Genomic DNA, 17,409 nt, shown 5'->3' with positions numbered 1-17,409 from the left:
ATTAATTAGTGATATCGGTGATTAATTGCTGCTGCATTTTTTTACGATTATCAATTTCAACCACGATTTCTTTGAATTTTTTATCCGTGAGAGGATAAAACCAGATAATGACGAATGCCAGCAGCATAAATCCGCAAGGTACTAAGGCAATTGATGTGCGGATGCCCATAATAACTTCCGGCGTTTGTACCTGATTGGCAATATATCCGCTTAATCCCAAAATAAAGGCAGGAATTGAACCTCCGATTGCCTGACCGCATTTACGGGTAAATGAGAATAGTGAATAGGTGAGCCCTTCTATTCGCACGCCGGTCAGGTATTCACCGTATTCTACAGTATCAGCTTCCAGTGCCCACATCACGGTCATGGTAACGCCCTGACCAATTGAAGCGATGGCCAACGCAACCAACGCCACCGGCAGTGACCAGACCGAAACCCAGAAGAACAGCAGATAACCGCAGGTTCCCAGCAAAGCGCCAATCAGGAAGGTATTCTTTTTACCGATCCTCGCGACCATCCCCGGCACCAGCGGTGCCGATGCCACAGTACCGACCAGGTTTTGCACCAGTACCAGCACAGTGAACAGCCCGGTATCATTTAACACATAGCGCACGTAGAACAACGACGAGGCGCTGACCGCGAAGGTCGAAATCAGCACACACAGCGCACCGATGCACAACATAAACAGCGGGCGATTCCGTTTCAGGGTTTGCAGACTGATCTTCAATGACGGCTGCGCCACGATACGTACCACATTCTCACGCGTCGATTTGAAGCAGATGAAGTAAAGCACCATTCCGGCAATCGCCAGCACAATCGTCCAGAAATGGTATACCGACACCATCTCTTCCGGACTGGAGTTCTTAATGCTCGGTCCTATCAGAAATGCCAGACAGACAAAGGTCAATGAAGCGGCAATCCCGCGAGCCGCGCCCAGACGGGCGCGGGATTGTGGTTGTTGGGTCATCGCGGTAGCAAGTGAACCATAAGGAATATTCACCAGGCTGTAGCAAAGCCCGAGGCCCATGTAGGTCAAATATGCATACACTACTTTGCTGCTATGGCTCCAGTCGGTCGGCACCCAGAATACCAGCACACTGAAGATCATTAACGGCGCAGTACCGAAGAGTAAAAACGGGCGGAATTTTCCCCAGCGGGTATTCACACTGTCCACCACTCGTCCGGCAAAGACGTCGGCGAAGGCATCGAATACCCGCACCAGTAACAGCATGGTGCCCGCCGCAGCGGCACCGACGCCAGCGACGTCGGTGTAGTAACTCAACAGGAAGAGCGCCCCCATTGCGAAGGCGAAGTTATTGGCGACGTCACCGAGGCTGTAGCCGACGATGGTGCGCCAGGAGAGTTGTTGATTCATTGTTTGCCTCCCTGCTGCGGTTTTTCACCGAAGTTCATGCCAGTCCAGCGTTTTTGCAGCAGAAAAGCCGCCGACTTCGGTTTGCGGTCGCGGGTGAAGATCCCTTTCTTGTTACCGCCAACGCGCAATATGCCTTGTGAGGTCGCAAAATCGGCGAAATTCCATACCTGTTCACCGACGACGGCGCTGACTCGATCAAAGACGCGGTGATACATATCCAGCCATGCACACTGATACTCTTCACTCCACATGTCGGTGTACATTGAGTGCAGCCCGGCTAACGTATCCACGCCGTATTCGGTGATGATAATCGGCTGATGCAGTTTCTCCTGCCAGGCCAGCAGTTCTTTTTCCAGTACCTTCTCTGCCGTTTCCAAATCGCCGCTTTGGACATACCAACCGTAATAACGGTTCAGACACAGCACATCAAAGAGATCGCTGATGGTATCGGTGTGAGCGTCGCAGAACATTACATTGACGCAGGTGATCGGACGCGTCGGGTCGAGTTTACGCGTTGCTTCCGCCAGTGGCGCGAAATATTCCCGTGCACCTTGCGGACGGGTATCCGGTTCGTTGGCAATACTCCACATCACCACGCTTGGGTGGTTTTTGTCACGCGCAATCAGCTCTTTAATCGCCTGTAAGTGCGCCTGCTGGGTTTCTCCGTTGACTGCCTCTTCGCTGTACAGTTCTTTCGGCTTGTTGCCCGCTTCGAAACCAATGCCTAAAGAGAGGTTAAAGCCTACAGCTGCAGTTTCATCAATCACCACGATGCCATGTTCATCTGCCCAGTCGAGCATCTCTTCAGCGTAAGGGTAATGCGAGGTACGGTAGGAGTTGGCCCCAATCCAGTCCATTAATGCGTGATCGTGCACCATCAGCACGTTATCGAATCCTTTGCCACGCAAATCCGCATCTTCATGACGACCAAAGCCAGTAAAATAGAACGGTTTGTGGTTAATCAGGAACTGCTCGCCCTTCACTGCCACTGACCGGATGCCGACGCGCAGCGGGTAGATATCACACTCTGTCTGGCTTTTGGCTGTGACGCACAGTTCATAGAGATAACCTTCACCCGGTTGCCAGAGGTGCGGATTCACCACTTGCAAAGTCCCGCTGGTGCCTTGTCCAGTTGCAACCACCTGTTGATCCGCATCACGCAGTTCAACGCTGACATCACCATTTGCCACCACCTGCCAGTCAACAGACGCGTGGTTACAGTCTTGCGCGACATGCGTCACCACGGTGATATCGTCCACCCAGGTATTCGGCGTGGTGTAGAGCATTACGCTGCGATGGATCCCGGCGTAGTTAAAGAAATCATGAAAGTAAGACTGCTTTTTCTTGCCGTTTTCGTCGGTAATCACCATTCCCGGCGGGATAGTCTGCCAGTTCAGTTCGTTGTTCACACAAACAGTGATACGTACACTTTTCCCGGCAATAACATACGGCGTGACATCGGCTTCAAATGGCGTATAGCCGCCCTGATGCTCCATCACTTCCTGATTATTTACCCACACTTTGCCGTAATGAGTGACCGCATCGAAACGCAGTACAATACGCTGGCCCGCCCAACCTTTCGGTATAAAGACTTCGCGCTGATACCAGACGTTGCCCACATAATTACGAATATCTGCATCGGCGAACTGATCGTTAAAACTGCCCGGCACAGCAATTGCCCGGCTTTCTTGTAACGCGCTTTCCCACCAACGCTGATCAATTCCACAGTTTTCGCGATCCAGACTGAATGCCCACAGGCCGTCGAGTTTTTTGATTTCACGGGTTGGGGTTTCTACAGGACGTAACATAAGGGACTCCTCATTAAGATAAAAATACTGGTCAACCTTTAATCTGATTAGTTAACCAATTCTGTGTTGCACACAGTTATCTGTGAGAAACCCATGGAAGAGAAATGGAAATAAAAAGAACTGACACCGCGATCAAAAAACCAAAAACTGCAATACCCACAGCGTGATATAGATCGCATTAATCTTTAAAACAGCGTTGACAGAAGCCATAAAATAAGCAATCGAACGTTCGTTCGGGTATCTTAAAAACGATAAACTCTCATGACATATGGCTACGACGAATATTTTGGGGGGAATTCTCCGAACCCGGGAAGGATAATTTTTGCACAGAGAAATTACGATATGAAACGCGGGCTCAGTTGTCACCAGCCCGCGGAAAGAGAGAGAATCAGGATGCGGTTAAGATACCGCCAATCATCGCGCGTAATCCCTGAGCAAACGACGCTTCACGCGCCAGATCTTCCGCTTCGATATCGGCCAGTACACCGTAGGTCAGATCCAGCAGTAAACGTGAAGTCATTGCCGTGTTGATGTCTGGGCTTATCTCGCCTTTTTGCTGGGCATCACGCATCCGCTGGGCAACAAATTCCGTGATCGTCATATGCTTATTTTTAAGCATGGCGGCGACCTGTGGGTTACGCATCCCTTCCGCCATAATTTCGACCACCAGCGCCCGTTGCCCAAAGGCCTCATGGGTGAGAGAGACAATAGACTCGACCATATAGTCAACGAAATGAATCCCTTCAATCGGTTCCCGGAAACGGGCCAGCGCCCTCTCCTGGTCCTGTAAGATAATCGCCTGAATCAAGGCTTCTTTGGAGATGAAATGGTGATAGAGCGTCCCGGGACTAATGGCGCAGGATTTACAGATGGCTTTCATCGAGGCACTGTGAAATCCATTTTCTGAAAAAATCTCTCTGGCAGCATTGAGGATCCGGGTCCGTGTCGGTTGTGCTTCAGTCTGCATGTTATCCATCATTAAACCATTATAGTTAGCGTGAATAACTAGTTTACCGCGTTGTCAGGTGAGCGCCTATCATTGCTGTTGAATAGTGCGAAGGCACACTCTATTCGTATACTTTTCACTCGCAAATTGGTTAACCAATAGCCGTGATTTGGTTGCCAGTTGTTTAGCAGAGACGTTGATGAGTTTATCCCGGTAAACAACACGGACGGTTGTTTACCGGTCCGTTAGTGTATTAATTGAGCTCCTGTACCCCCCCACCGGAGACCGTGAGGATTTGTCCGCTTACCCAGCTGGCTGCAGGCGAGCAAAGGAACAGCGCCGCGTTAGCAATATCTTGCGGTTGGCCCAGACGTCTGATTGGTGTGTGTTGCAACATTTTCTGTTCAATTTCTGGGGTAATAACGGATTTCAGGGCATCGGTTAATATTGCCCCCGGCGCAATGCCATTCACCCGAATATTTTTTTCACCCAGGTCAAACGCCATATTTCTGACCAGATGACTGGCCGCAGCTTTAGATGATGCATAGGAGGTCATGTTTATATTTTTATTTTCTGCCGCCATAGAAGTAATGGTCAGAATAACGCCACCGCCATTTTTTTCCATTTCTGGCGCAACAAGTTGTGACAGATGGAAAAAAGAAAATACATTCAGTTCATAAGCACGGCGAAAATCTGCCATTGGCATATCAAACGGTTTAGGACCACCGCCACCGGCGTTGTTAACCAGGATATCAACTTTACCCAGCTTACTGACGGCAAAGTCTGCCAGTGCAGAGAGTTCCTGTTCGGAAGTAATATCGCAGCGGCAGGCAAATGCCTGACCACCCAGTTGTTGAATTTCATCTACAACATGATTAGCTGCATCGGCGTTAATATCACTGACCACCACAGATGCGCCAGCTGTCGCGAATGTAATGGCGATTTCTTTACCAATACCTGCACCCGCACCTGTAATGATGGCGCATTTTCCGTCGAGTCTCAGGTTGTCAGAATTAAACACATAAACCTCCTGTGAACTTCAGTAAAAATAAAAGGCACCGCCTGTGTGCCACATTTTTTATCATTAACCTTGAGGAAAGGACACTACCAGGTATAGCAGATAAAGAGAGGATTATTTCGCCGCAATGAGCCGGGCGGGAATAATAAGATTGCGTGAATGCGTCTCTTCATGGGTGATTTTTTGCATCATGCGATCCGCAAGTGTGGTACCAAGTTCCCGCGCTGGCGTGCTGGCCCAGGTAACGGGTATATCATCAAGTGTGGTTGCCGTTGCATCGGTAAATGCCGCCAGCGAAACCTGTTGCTCAAAGTAACGATCGACTCCGCTTTCCCCGCTTTGCCTCCCTGCTTTCAGCAAACCAAACCATGCCCCCATCGCAATAGTTTCGTTATAGCAAACCACGGCGCTGATGGTCGGGTTATGACGTAAAAGCGCCGTGATAGCTTCCGCGGCTTGCTTCTGGCTGGAAGTGCACTCCAACACCCAATCGCTGTGAAACGGCAGGCCAAATTTTAGTAGAGTTGCACAATAGCCCCCCACCCGCTCTGCCCGGGTTAATGAGGAACTTTGCCCTCCCAGCCAGGCGATACGCTGATGCCCATTGCGAATGAGATGCTCCGTCAACAACTGTGCAGCCTGCATGTTATCCGGGCGAACCGTATCAACATCATCAAGATAACTGGCACGGGAAGCGAAAATCACCGGGATAGCTTTTTCTTCTGCCATCCGTCGCAGGTCATCGCTGCTTCCTGCAGCCCCGGCAATTACCACACCATCGACCCCCTGATTCAGTAACAGTGAAAACCGTTGTGCCAGCTGCTCGCCGTCTTTACCGCCGTGAAGCAAAAAAACCATCCGTCCCTGCGCTTCCAGAGCTTCCGTCAATCCGGCCGTTAATTCGGCGTAAAACGGCGCAGATAAATCACGGACGATCAAACCAATGACGCCGCTTTGCCCGCCACGCAGCGCCGACGCCTGACGATTGCGCACAAATCCCAGCTCTTCAATGGCGGCGTTAACGCGTTCTCCTGTGGCGGTAGAGATTCGCCCTTTGCCACTTAGCACCAGCGAAACGGTACTTACCGACACGCCCGCAGCCAGCGCAACATCATGAATGGTTATTTTTTTGGCGGTAGCCATGCAGATGACCTACTCCCTGATTATGTGACAGATAAAACGTTTTACCTTTTATTTATCTTATACCCGCTATTATCGTTGCGTAATGTGATTTATGCCTCACTAAAATTTGATAAAACGTTTTATCTTCTCGCGCAATTTACTGAATCCAGATTGTTCTCTACGAGGAGTCGTTTTATGACGGCGAAAACAGCACCGAAAGTCACGCTGTGGGAGTTCTTCCAGCAGTTAGGCAAAACCTTCATGTTACCCGTGGCATTATTGTCGTTCTGCGGCATTATGCTCGGCATTGGTAGTTCTCTTAGCAGCCATGATGTCATCACCCTGATCCCGGTCCTGGGCAACCCCGTGTTGCAGGCTATCTTTACCTGGATGAGTAAGATTGGCTCGTTTGCTTTTAGTTTCCTGCCAGTCATGTTCTGTATCGCCATCCCGCTGGGCCTGGCACGCGAAAACAAAGGTGTAGCGGCATTTGCTGGCTTTGTCGGTTATGCGGTAATGAATCTCGCGGTAAACTTCTGGTTGACCAATAAAGGCATTCTGCCAACCACGGACGCCGCGGTTCTGAAAGCCAATAACATTCAGAGCATTCTTGGGATCCAGTCGATCGATACAGGGATCCTCGGTGCGGTGATCGCCGGTATTATCGTCTGGATGCTCCATGAGCGTTTCCATAATATCCGCCTGCCGGATGCGCTGGCATTCTTCGGCGGTACGCGCTTCGTGCCAATCATCTCCTCACTGGTAATGGGCCTTGTCGGTCTGGTGATTCCATTAGTCTGGCCGATTTTCGCCATGGGTATTAGCGGCTTGGGCCATATGATAAACAGCGCGGGTGATTTCGGACCGATGCTGTTTGGTACCGGTGAACGTCTGCTGTTGCCGTTTGGTCTGCATCACATTCTGGTGGCATTAATTCGCTTTACCGACGCAGGCGGCACGCAGGAAGTCTGCGGTCAAACCGTCAGCGGCGCACTGACCATCTTCCAGGCGCAATTGAGTTGCCCGACCACTCACGGTTTTTCTGAAAGCGCCACGCGTTTCCTTTCGCAAGGCAAAATGCCTGCGTTTCTCGGCGGTCTGCCAGGTGCAGCGTTAGCTATGTATCACTGCGCGCGCCCGGAAAATCGCCATAAAATTAAAGGGCTGCTGATTTCTGGCCTGATCGCCTGTGTCGTTGGCGGCACGACCGAACCGCTGGAATTCCTGTTCCTGTTCGTAGCGCCAGTTCTGTATGTCATCCACGCGCTGTTAACCGGCCTCGGCTTCACCGTCATGTCTGTGCTCGGCGTCACCATCGGTAATACCGACGGCAATATCATCGACTTCGTGGTGTTCGGTATTTTGCATGGTCTGTCAACCAAGTGGTACATGGTGCCAGTGGTGGCGGCAATCTGGTTTGTCGTTTACTACGTCATCTTCCGTTTCGCTATCACCCGCTTCAATCTGAAAACCCCGGGGCGCGATAGCGAAGTTGCCAGCTCAATCGAAAAAGCCGTTGCCGGTGCACCGGGTAAATCAGGTTACAACGTTCCGGCAATCCTCGAAGCCTTAGGCGGTGCCGACAATATTGTCAGCCTCGATAACTGCATTACCCGTCTGCGTTTGTCTGTGAAAGATATGTCGCTTGTTAATGTGCAGGCACTGAAGGACAATCGGGCAATTGGCGTAGTACAACTTAATCAACATAACCTGCAGGTTGTTATCGGGCCACAAGTTCAGTCAGTAAAAGATGAAATGGCCGGTCTGATGCATACTGTTCAGGCATAAGGATAAGATATGTTCGATTTTTCAAAGGTCGTGGATCGTCATGGCACATGGTGTACGCAGTGGGATTATGTCGCTGACCGTTTCGGCACTGCTGACCTGTTACCGTTCACGATTTCAGACATGGATTTTGCCACTGCCCCCTGCATTATCGAGGCGCTAAATCAGCGCCTGATGCACGGCGTGTTTGGCTACAGCCGCTGGAAAAACGATGAGTTTCTCGCGGCTATTGCCCACTGGTTTTCCACCCAGCATTACACCGCAATTGATACGCAGTCGGTGGTGTATGGCCCTTCTGTTATCTACATGGTTTCAGAACTGATTCGTCAGTGGTCTGAAAAAGGTGAAGGCGTGGTGATCCACACACCCGCCTATGACGCATTTTATAAGGCCATTGAAGGTAACCAGCGCACAGTAATGCCCGTTGCTTTAGAGAAGCAGGCTGACGGCTGGTTTTGCGATATGGGCAAGCTGGAAGCCGTGTTGGCGAAACCAGAATGTAAAATTATGCTTCTGTGTAGCCCACAGAATCCTACCGGGAAAGTGTGGACGTGCGATGAGCTGGAGATCATGGCTGACCTGTGCGAGCGTCATGGTGTGCGGGTTATTTCCGATGAAATCCATATGGATATGGTTTGGGGCGAGCAGCCGCATATTCCCTGGAGTAATGTGGCGCGCGGAGACTGGGCATTGCTAACGTCGGGATCGAAAAGTTTCAATATTCCCGCCCTGACCGGTGCTTACGGGATTATAGAAAATAGCAGCAGCCGTGATGCCTATTTATCGGCACTGAAAGGACGTGATGGCCTTTCTTCCCCTTCAGTACTGGCGTTAACTGCCCATATCGCCGCCTATCAGCAAGGCGCGCCGTGGCTGGATGCCTTACGCGTCTATCTGAAAGATAACCTGACGTATATTGCAGATAAAATGAACGCCGCGTTTCCTGAACTCAATTGGCAGATCCCGCAATCCACTTATCTGGCCTGGCTTGATCTACGTCCGTTGAATATTGACGACAACGCGTTGCAAAAAGCGCTTATCGAGCAAGAGAAGGTTGCGATCATGCCGGGGTATACCTACGGTGAAGAAGGTCGTGGTTTTGTCCGTCTCAATGCCGGCTGCCCACGTTCGAAACTGGAAAAAGGTGTTGCTGGATTAATTAACGCCATCCGCGCTGTTCGTTAACCCCAATTGCGCAACGTAAAAAATCGTTGCGCAATCGTGGATTTTTACCCTGCTTTGTTTTTATAATGGTGCGCACTTTTATATCCAGAAAAAGAGTGCGACCATGATTGATACCACCCTGCCATTAACTGATATCCATCGCCACCTTGATGGCAACATTCGTCCCCAGACCATTCTTGAACTTGGCCGCCAGTATAATATCTCGCTTCCTGCACAATCCCTGGAAACACTGATTCCCCACGTTCAGGTCATTGCCAACGAACCCGATCTTGTGAGCTTTCTGACCAAACTTGACTGGGGCGTTAAAGTTCTCGCCTCTCTTGATGCTTGCCGCCGCGTGGCATTTGAAAACATTGAAGATGCAGCCCGTAACGGCCTGCACTATGTCGAGCTGCGTTTTTCACCGGGTTACATGGCAATGGCACATCAGCTGCCTGTAGCGGGTGTTGTCGAAGCGGTGATCGATGGCGTACGTGAAGGTTGCCGCACCTTTGGTGTGCAGGCGAAGCTTATCGGCATTATGAGCCGGACCTTCGGTGAAGCCGCCTGTCAGCAAGAACTGGAGGCCTTTTTAGCCCACCGTGACCAGATTACCGCACTTGATTTAGCCGGTGATGAACTTGGTTTCCCGGGAAGTCTGTTCCTTTCTCACTTCAACCGCGCGCGTGATGCGGGCTGGCATATTACCGTCCATGCAGGCGAAGCTGCCGGGCCGGAAAGCATCTGGCAGGCGATTCGTGAACTGGGGGCGGAACGTATTGGACATGGCGTAAAAGCCGTTGAAGATCGGGCGCTGATGGATTTTCTCGCCGAGCAGGAAATTGGTATTGAATCCTGTCTGACCTCCAATATTCAGACCAGCACCGTGGCAGAGCTGGCGGCACATCCGCTGAAAACGTTCCTTGAGCATGGCATTCGTGCCAGCATTAACACTGACGATCCCGGCGTACAGGGAGTGGATATCATTCACGAATATACCGTTGCCGCGCCAGCTGCTGGGTTATCCCGCGAGCAAATCCGCCAGGCACAGATTAATGGTCTGGAAATGGCTTTCCTCAGCGCAGAGGAAAAACGCGCACTGCGAGAAAAAGTCGCCACGAAGTAACAAAAATGGATGGTGCTAATTGCACCATCCCCTTTTCACGCAAGGCACAAAGTCGCGCGATGTTTGGCGGATTCGATGCCCAGCTCAATCAACTCCATTACCTGGATTGCCTGACTTGCCGGAACCGGATTTTCACCATCGCCATTTAACGCATCACGAATAGCCGCATAGTAAGCCGGATAATTCCCCGGCACTGTCAACAGCGTTTCTTCGACACGTTCCTCACCTTCCACGCGGGTAAGTACGCCATCACGCATATCGTAGCCCCAGTCTTCCTGCGGCAGACGCTCGCCATTTTTCAGACGTTCTTCCTGTGGATCGAGGCCATATTTCACATAACTGCCTCGGGATCCATGCACGATATAACGTGCTGACTCAGCGGCTGCCAGCATGGTGCCGTGTAAAATGACTCGCCGCTGCGGATAGGACAAGATGGCATGGAAATAATCAGTCGACTGCGCTCCGGGCCGTAACTGTGCCAAATCTACCGTCATGCTAACCGGTAAACCAAATAGCGTAATGGCCTGATCAAGAAGATGCGGTGCTAAATCGTACCAGATACCGCTGCCAGGGCCGCCCTGTTCACGCCAACGATCGCGCACCTGCGGACGGAAGCGGTCAAAATGAGACTCAAAGTAAGCAACTTCACCCAGTACGCCTTCCGCGAGCAAACCTTTTAGCGTCAGGAAATCGCTATCCCAGCGACGGTTATGGAATACAGACAGCACACGCCCCAGGCTTTTTGCCAGCGCTTCCAGCTCTCGCGCTTGTGACAGTGTCACGGTAAAGGGTTTATCAACGACCACATGTTTACCCGCCTCAAGCGCCGCTTTGGCTAACGGGAAATGGGTATCGTTGGGTGTAGGGATGACAATCAGGTCTATGTTGGGATCGTTAAACAGATGCTTCGGCTCAGAGACAACCGTAACCGTTGGCCAGTCGGCTTTTACTTTTGTTTCATCGCTGCTGGAGATTACCGCCAGTTCCAGCCCGGGCGTGCCCGCAATCAGGGGCGCATGGAAGGTTTTGCTCGCATAACCATACCCAATCAACCCAACACGGATGTTGTCGCTCATGTCATTGCCTCTCATTGAAGTATGATGGCTATTTGACACTATCCTTTACCCTCGCTCAACAGTTTAATAACCTGCCAGCAATAAGGGATGTTGTTTAACTTAAGTCAAAAAAATAGCGAATTTTCCAACGACAAAAGCTAAATATCGCAAAAACCTCAGTAAAAATCTTGCTGGAGCTATTATTGCTAAGTAACATTTACCCCCTGAAGTTAATGGATCAATCAACAGAGATGTGGGCTGTAATGAATCGTCTTATTGAATTAACAGGTTGGATCGTTCTTGTCGTTTCAGTCATTCTTCTTGGCGTGGCGAGTCACATTGACAACTATCAGCCACCTGAACAGAGTGCTACGGTACAACACAAGTAAGCTCTACTCTTGTAGAGCGACATACTGCCCGACCGGGTGCATGTTTTAACTTGTCGGATATTAAACCAGGAATTTATTATCTTGTTCGATGATGTTGGTGATTGTCAGGGATAGTAAAGCGCGTTACTCTTTTCAGAGCAGTTTTTCATCCCTGAATATTTACCATCAGCGCATTCTTATTATTGTAATAATACAAACGTTCACTTTTGGTGAAATTTTATCATCACTAATAATACCTACCCCTTTGGTATTAATTATTTTATGGACCTTTTATGACTGTTCAGGACTACTTATTAAAATTTCGCAAAATCAGTTCACTCGAAAGTCTGGAAAAACTCTACGACCATCTTAATTACACCCTGACGGACGATCAGGAACTGATCAATATGTATCGTGCTGCCGATCACCGTCGCGCAGAGCTGGTTTCTGGCGGGCGTTTGTTTGACCTCGGCCAGGTACCGAAGTCCGTCTGGCACTATGTCCAATAAAGAAAGTAGCGATCGGTTATAAAAGCCTTATAATAACGCCCCTAAAATTAGATTTGCCTGTTTGCGTCGCTATTCTGGAGAACCTATGACCACCACAACGCCACAACGTATTGGAGGCTGGTTGCTTGGCCCATTGGCCTGGCTTTTAGTCGCTCTGTTAAGTACGACGCTGGCGTTGTTGCTGTATACCGCTGCGTTATCTTCTCCGCAAACATTTCAAACGCTCGGCGCACAAGCACTGACAACACAAATCTTATGGGGCGTTTCTTTTATTACCGCTATCGCCATGTGGTATTACACACTGTGGTTGACCATCGCTTTCTTTAAACGTCGGCGTTGTGTTCCTAAACACTATATTATCTGGCTGCTTATTTCCGTATTGCTGGCAGTAAAAGCGTTCGCTTTTTCACCCGTGGAAGATGGCATAGCCGTTCGCCAGTTACTGTTTACTTTGTTGGCAACCGCATTGATCGTCCCCTATTTTAAACGCTCGTCGCGGGTGAAAGCGACGTTTGTGAATCCGTAATAACCTTACAGTTAACCTGTTGTCGCCTGCTCTGGATTAACGGATAATAGGCGGCTTTTTTATTTCAGGCCGAAAAATGACTGACTACCTGTTACTGTTTGTCGGAACTGTACTGGTCAATAACTTTGTACTGGTCAAGTTTCTCGGTCTCTGTCCGTTTATGGGGGTTTCCAAAAAGCTGGAAACCGCGATGGGCATGGGGCTGGCTACAACGTTTGTGATGACGCTGGCGTCTATTTGCGCCTGGCTTATCGATACGTGGATTTTGATCCCGCTTAATCTGATTTACCTGCGCACCCTGGCGTTTATTCTGGTGATTGCTGTGGTTGTGCAGTTCACCGAGATGGTGGTGCGCAAAACCAGCCCGGTGCTTTACCGTCTGCTGGGGATTTTTTTGCCGCTTATCACCACCAACTGTGCAGTGCTCGGCGTGGCGTTGCTGAATATCAATCTCGGGCACAATTTCTTGCAGTCGGCGCTGTACGGTTTTTCCGCCGCTGTCGGTTTCTCGCTGGTGATGGTGCTCTTCGCCGCCATCCGCGAACGCCTTGCTGTGGCTGATGTCCCGGCACCTTTTCGCGGTAATGCCATTGCGTTAATTACCGCAGGTCTTATGTCTCTGGCCTTTATGGGCTTTAGTGGTTTGGTGAAGTTGTAATGAATGCTATCTGGATTGCCGTTGCCGCCGTGAGCCTGCTGGGTCTGGCGTTTGGCGCCATTCTGGGTTATGCCTCCCGCCGTTTTGCGGTGGAAGACGATCCGGTCGTTGAGAAAATTGACGAAATCTTACCGCAGAGCCAGTGTGGTCAATGCGGTTATCCCGGCTGTCGCCCCTACGCGGAAGCCATCAGCTGTAACGGTGAAAAAATTAACCGCTGCGCCCCAGGTGGCGAAGCTGTGATGCTAAAAATTGCTGAGTTGCTTAATGTCGAGCCACAGCCGCTGGATGGCGAAGCGCAAGAGCTAACGCCTGCGCGGATGGTGGCGTTTATTGATGAAAATAACTGTATTGGCTGCACTAAATGTATTCAGGCGTGTCCGGTAGACGCCATCGTTGGTGCTACCCGCGCCATGCATACGGTAATGAGTGATCTCTGTACGGGCTGCAATTTATGTGTTGATCCGTGCCCGACGCACTGCATCTCGTTGCAACCGGTTGCAGAAACACCTGACTCCTGGAAATGGGATCTGAACACCATTCCCGTGCGTATCATTCCCGTGGAACACCATGCTTAAGTTATTCTCTGCATTCAGAAAAAATAAAATCTGGGATTTCAACGGCGGCATCCATCCACCGGAGATGAAAACCCAGTCCAACGGTACGCCCCTGCGCCAGGTACCACTGGCGCAGCGTTTTGTCATACCACTGAAACAACATATTGGCGCTGAAGGTGAGTTGTGCGTTAGCGTCGGCGATAAAGTACTGCGCGGCCAGTCGCTTACCCGTGGACGCGGCAAAATGCTGCCAGTTCACGCGCCCACCTCGGGTACCGTTACGGCTATTGCGCCCCACTCTACGGCTCATCCTTCAGCTTTAGCTGAATTAAGCGTGATTATTGATGCCGATGGCGAAGACTGCTGGATCCCGCGCGACGGCTGGGACGATTATCGCTCTCGCAGTCGCGAAGAGTTAATCGAGCGCATTCATCAGTTTGGTGTTGCCGGGCTGGGTGGTGCGGGATTCCCGACAGGCGTTAAATTGCAGGGCGGCGGAGATAAGATTGAAACGTTGATTATCAACGCTGCTGAGTGCGAGCCGTACATTACCGCCGATGACCGTTTGATGCAGGATTGCGCGGCTCAGGTCGTAGAGGGTATTCGCATTCTTGCGCATATTCTGCAGCCACGCGAAATTCTTATCGGCATTGAAGATAACAAACCGCAGGCGATTTCCATGCTGCGCGCGGTGCTGGCGGACTCGCACGATATTTCTCTGCGGGTGATTCCAACCAAATATCCTTCTGGCGGTGCTAAACAATTAACCTACATTCTGACCGGGAAGCAGGTTCCACATGGCGGGCGTTCATCCGATATCGGCGTATTAATGCAAAACGTCGGCACTGCTTATGCAGTGAAACGTGCCGTTATCGATGGCGAACCGATTACTGAGCGTGTCGTGACCCTGACTGGCGAAGCAATCGCACGCCCGGGCAACGTCTGGGCACGGCTGGGTACGCCAGTGCGTCATTTATTGAATGATGCCGGATTCTGCCCCTCTGCCGATCAAATGGTGATTATGGGCGGCCCGCTAATGGGCTTTACCTTGCCATGGCTGGATGTCCCGGTCGTAAAGATTACCAACTGTCTGTTGGCTCCCTCTGCCAATGAGCTTGGCGAACCACAGGAAGAACAAAATTGCATCCGTTGTAGCGCCTGTGCTGACGCCTGCCCTGCGGATCTTTTGCCGCAACAGTTGTACTGGTTCAGCAAAGGTCAGCAACACGATAAAGCCACCTCGCATAACATTGCCGACTGCATTGAATGTGGGGCTTGCGCGTGGGTTTGCCCGAGCAATATTCCCCTGGTGCAATATTTCCGTCAGGAAAAAGCTGAAATTGCGGCTATTCGTCAGGAAGAAAAGCGCGCCGCAGAAGCCAAAGCGCGTTTCGAAGCGCGCCAGGCTCGTCTGGAGCGCGAAAAAGCGGCTCGCCTTGAACGACATAAGAGCGCAGCCGTTCAACCTGCAGCCAAAGATAAAGATGCGATTGCTGCCGCTCTGGCGCGGGTGAAAGAGAAACAGGCCCAGGCTACACAGCCTATTGTGATTAAAGCGGGCGAACGCCCGGATAACAGCGCAATTATTGCAGCACGGGAAGCCCGTAAAGCGCAAGCCAGAGCGAAACAGGCAGAACTGCAGCAAACTAACGACGCAGCAACCGTTGCTGATCCACGTAAAACCGCAGTTGAAGCCGCTATCGCCCGCGCCAAAGCGCGCAAGCTGGAGCAGCAACAGGCTAATGCGGAGCCAGAAGAACAGGTTGATCCGCGCAAATCCGCCGTCGAAGCCGCGATTGCCCGTGCCAAAGCACGCAAGCTGGAACAGCAACAGGCTAATGCCGAACCAGAACAACAGGTCGATCCGCGCAAAGCCGCCGTCGAAGCTGTGATTGCCCGTGCCAAAGCACGTAAGCTGGAACAGCAACAGGCTAATGCCGAACCAGACGAAACGGTCGATCCGCGCAAAGCCGCCGTCGAAGCCGCTATTGCCCGCGTCAAAGCACGCAAGCTGGAACAGCAACAGGCTAATGCGGAACCAGAACAACAGGTCGATCCGCGCAAAGCTGCCGTCGAAGCCGCTATTGCCCGTGCCAAAGCGCGCAAACTGGAACAGCAACAGGCTAATGCGGAGCCAGAAGAACAGGTTGATCCGCGCAAAGCTGCCGTCGAAGCGGCTATTGCCCGCGCCAAAGCGCGCAAGCGGGAACAGCAGCAGGCTAATGCGGAGGCAGAAGAACCTGTCGATCCGCGCAAAGCGGCAGTTGCCGCGGCTATTGCCCGCGTTCAGGCCAAAAAAGCCGCCCAGCAAAAGGTTGTAAACGAGGACTAAATGGTATTCAGAATAGCTAGCTCCCCTTATACCCATAACCAGCGCCAAACATCGCGCATTATGCTGTTGGTGTTGCTCGCAGCCGTGCCAGGAATCGCAGCGCAACTGTGGTTTTTTGGTTGGGGTACTCTCGTTCAGATCCTGTTGGCGTCGGTCAGTGCTCTGTTAGCCGAAGCTCTCGTACTCAAACTACGCAAGCAGTCGGTAGCCGCAACGTTGAAAGATAACTCAGCATTGCTGACAGGCTTATTGCTGGCGGTAAGTATTCCCCCCCTCGCGCCATGGTGGATGGTCGTACTGGGTACGGTGTTTGCGGTGATCATCGCTAAACAGTTGTATGGCGGTCTGGGGCAAAACCCGTTTAATCCGGCAATGATTGGTTATGTGGTCTTACTGATCTCCTTCCCGGTGCAGATGACCAGCTGGTTACCGCCGCATGACATTGCGGTCAACATCCCTGGTTTTATCGACGCCATACAGGTTATTTTCAGCGGTCATACCACCAGTGGCAATGATATGAACACACTACGCTTAGGTATTGATGGCATTAGTCAGGCGACACCGCTGGATACATTTAAAACCTCTGTGCGTGCCGGTCATTCGGTTGAACAGATTATGCAATATCCGATCTACAGCGGTATTCTGGCGGGCGCTGGTTGGCAATGGGTAAATCTCGCCTGGCTGGCTGGCGGCGTGTGGTTGCTATGGCAGAAAGCGATTCGCTGGCATATTCCCCTCAGCTTCTTAGTAACGCTGGCGTTATGCGCAACGTTGGGCTGGTTGTTCTCACCAGAAACATTGGCAGCACCGCAAATTCATCTGCTGTCTGGAGCGACCATGCTCGGCGCATTCTTTATTTTGACTGACCCGGTTACTGCTTCTACGACCAATCGTGGTCGTCTTATTTTCGGCGCGCTGGCGGGTTTATTAGTCTGGTTGATCCGCAGTTTCGGCGGCTATCCTGACGGCGTGGCTTTTGCCGTCCTGCTGGCGAACATCACGGTTCCTCTGATCGATTACTACACGCGTCCGCGCGTCTACGGCCATCGCAAAGGGTAAA

16 protein-coding genes are annotated in these 17,409 nt (G+C 51.2%); 10 read left to right on the top strand and 6 right to left on the bottom strand.

Annotated features, from left to right (window positions below):
• Window position 1: 1 nt before the first annotated feature.
• The 5 genes from uidB to malI all read right to left on the bottom strand — a co-directional run bounded on the left by uidB (window position 2) and on the right by malI (window position 6,290).
• Window positions 2-1,375 (bottom strand): glucuronide transporter, encoded by a 1,374-nt coding sequence (uidB, locus tag BGE37_RS09040; protein WP_105278793.1) that lies wholly within the window; start codon window positions 1,373-1,375, stop codon window positions 2-4.
• Window positions 1,372-3,183 carry a beta-glucuronidase gene (gene uidA / locus BGE37_RS09035; RefSeq protein WP_000945913.1) on the bottom strand — a complete coding sequence of 604 codons (1,812 nt, stop codon included), beginning with the start codon at window positions 3,181-3,183 and terminating at the stop codon, window positions 1,372-1,374. The genes uidB and uidA overlap by 4 nt, the downstream gene beginning before the upstream one ends.
• 388 nt (window positions 3,184-3,571) lie before the next feature.
• Window positions 3,572-4,162 carry a DNA-binding transcriptional regulator UidR gene (gene uidR, locus BGE37_RS09030; RefSeq protein ID WP_000969092.1) on the bottom strand — a complete coding sequence of 197 codons (591 nt, stop codon included), beginning with the start codon at window positions 4,160-4,162 and terminating at the stop codon, window positions 3,572-3,574.
• A gap of 220 nt (window positions 4,163-4,382) precedes the next feature.
• Window positions 4,383-5,150, bottom strand: a complete 768-nt coding sequence (hdhA, locus tag BGE37_RS09025) for a 7-alpha-hydroxysteroid dehydrogenase (RefSeq protein ID WP_000483362.1) — start codon at window positions 5,148-5,150, stop codon at window positions 4,383-4,385.
• Window positions 5,151-5,261: 111 nt separating this feature from the next.
• Complete coding sequence (gene malI, locus BGE37_RS09020) at window positions 5,262-6,290, bottom strand: mal regulon transcriptional regulator MalI (protein WP_105287957.1); 1,029 nt, start codon at window positions 6,288-6,290, stop codon at window positions 5,262-5,264.
• A 174-nt stretch (window positions 6,291-6,464) separates the two neighbouring features.
• On the opposite strand from malI, the gene malX reads away from it, so the two are divergent.
• The 3 genes from malX to add all read left to right on the top strand — a co-directional run bounded on the left by malX (window position 6,465) and on the right by add (window position 10,344).
• Window positions 6,465-8,057, top strand: coding sequence for a PTS maltose transporter subunit IICB (gene malX / locus BGE37_RS09015; RefSeq protein WP_000125609.1), 1,593 nt, complete (start codon window positions 6,465-6,467; stop codon window positions 8,055-8,057).
• 9 nt (window positions 8,058-8,066) lie between these two features.
• Window positions 8,067-9,239: a bifunctional maltose regulon transcriptional repressor/cystathionine beta-lyase MalY gene (malY, locus tag BGE37_RS09010; protein WP_032184310.1), complete on the top strand. Its 1,173-nt coding sequence runs from the start codon at window positions 8,067-8,069 to the stop codon at window positions 9,237-9,239.
• Window positions 9,240-9,342: 103 nt separating this feature from the next.
• Window positions 9,343-10,344, top strand: coding sequence for an adenosine deaminase (gene add, locus BGE37_RS09005; RefSeq protein WP_105287956.1), 1,002 nt, complete (start codon window positions 9,343-9,345; stop codon window positions 10,342-10,344).
• 35 nt (window positions 10,345-10,379) lie between these two features.
• On the opposite strand, the gene BGE37_RS09000 is transcribed toward add, so the two are convergent.
• Window positions 10,380-11,420 (bottom strand): oxidoreductase, encoded by a 1,041-nt coding sequence (locus BGE37_RS09000; RefSeq protein WP_001282537.1) that lies wholly within the window; start codon window positions 11,418-11,420, stop codon window positions 10,380-10,382.
• 242 nt (window positions 11,421-11,662) lie between these two features.
• Here BGE37_RS09000 and blr point away from each other — a divergent pair, with 242 nt between their 5' ends.
• The 7 genes from blr (at window position 11,663) to rsxD (ending at window position 17,408) form a co-directional block, all read left to right on the top strand.
• Entirely contained in the window at window positions 11,663-11,788 is a 126-nt protein-coding gene (gene blr / locus BGE37_RS08995) for a division septum protein Blr (protein WP_024166213.1), read from the top strand.
• A gap of 272 nt (window positions 11,789-12,060) precedes the next feature.
• A complete protein-coding gene (gene ydgT / locus BGE37_RS08985) occupies window positions 12,061-12,276 on the top strand; it encodes a transcription modulator YdgT (protein ID WP_000217950.1) in 216 nt (71 codons plus the stop codon).
• An 85-nt stretch (window positions 12,277-12,361) separates the two neighbouring features.
• Window positions 12,362-12,802: a DUF2569 domain-containing protein gene (locus BGE37_RS08980; RefSeq protein ID WP_001302052.1), complete on the top strand. Its 441-nt coding sequence runs from the start codon at window positions 12,362-12,364 to the stop codon at window positions 12,800-12,802.
• Window positions 12,803-12,878: 76 nt separating this feature from the next.
• Window positions 12,879-13,460 carry an electron transport complex subunit RsxA gene (rsxA, locus tag BGE37_RS08975; protein ID WP_000133193.1) on the top strand — a complete coding sequence of 194 codons (582 nt, stop codon included), beginning with the start codon at window positions 12,879-12,881 and terminating at the stop codon, window positions 13,458-13,460.
• Window positions 13,460-14,038, top strand: a complete 579-nt coding sequence (gene rsxB, locus BGE37_RS08970; RefSeq protein WP_000991806.1) for an electron transport complex subunit RsxB — start codon at window positions 13,460-13,462, stop codon at window positions 14,036-14,038. Before rsxA ends, rsxB begins: the two co-directional genes overlap by 1 nt.
• The gene (gene rsxC, locus BGE37_RS08965) at window positions 14,031-16,349 is read left to right on the top strand and encodes an electron transport complex subunit RsxC (protein WP_105276986.1); all 2,319 of its coding nucleotides are present in this window, start codon (window positions 14,031-14,033) and stop codon (window positions 16,347-16,349) included. The genes rsxB and rsxC overlap by 8 nt, the downstream gene beginning before the upstream one ends.
• Window positions 16,350-17,408, top strand: a complete 1,059-nt coding sequence (gene rsxD / locus BGE37_RS08960) for an electron transport complex subunit RsxD (protein ID WP_105287955.1) — start codon at window positions 16,350-16,352, stop codon at window positions 17,406-17,408. It begins immediately after the preceding gene.
• Window position 17,409: the final 1 nt, after the last annotated feature.

Origin of the sequence: Escherichia sp. MOD1-EC6300 (assembly GCF_002965045.1) — a bacterium.
In the GTDB taxonomy this organism is placed as follows: Bacteria; Pseudomonadota; Gammaproteobacteria; order Enterobacterales; family Enterobacteriaceae; genus Escherichia; species Escherichia coli_F.
Note: the sequence above shows the minus strand (reverse complement) of the source record. Positions and strands in the feature narration are given on the sequence as shown.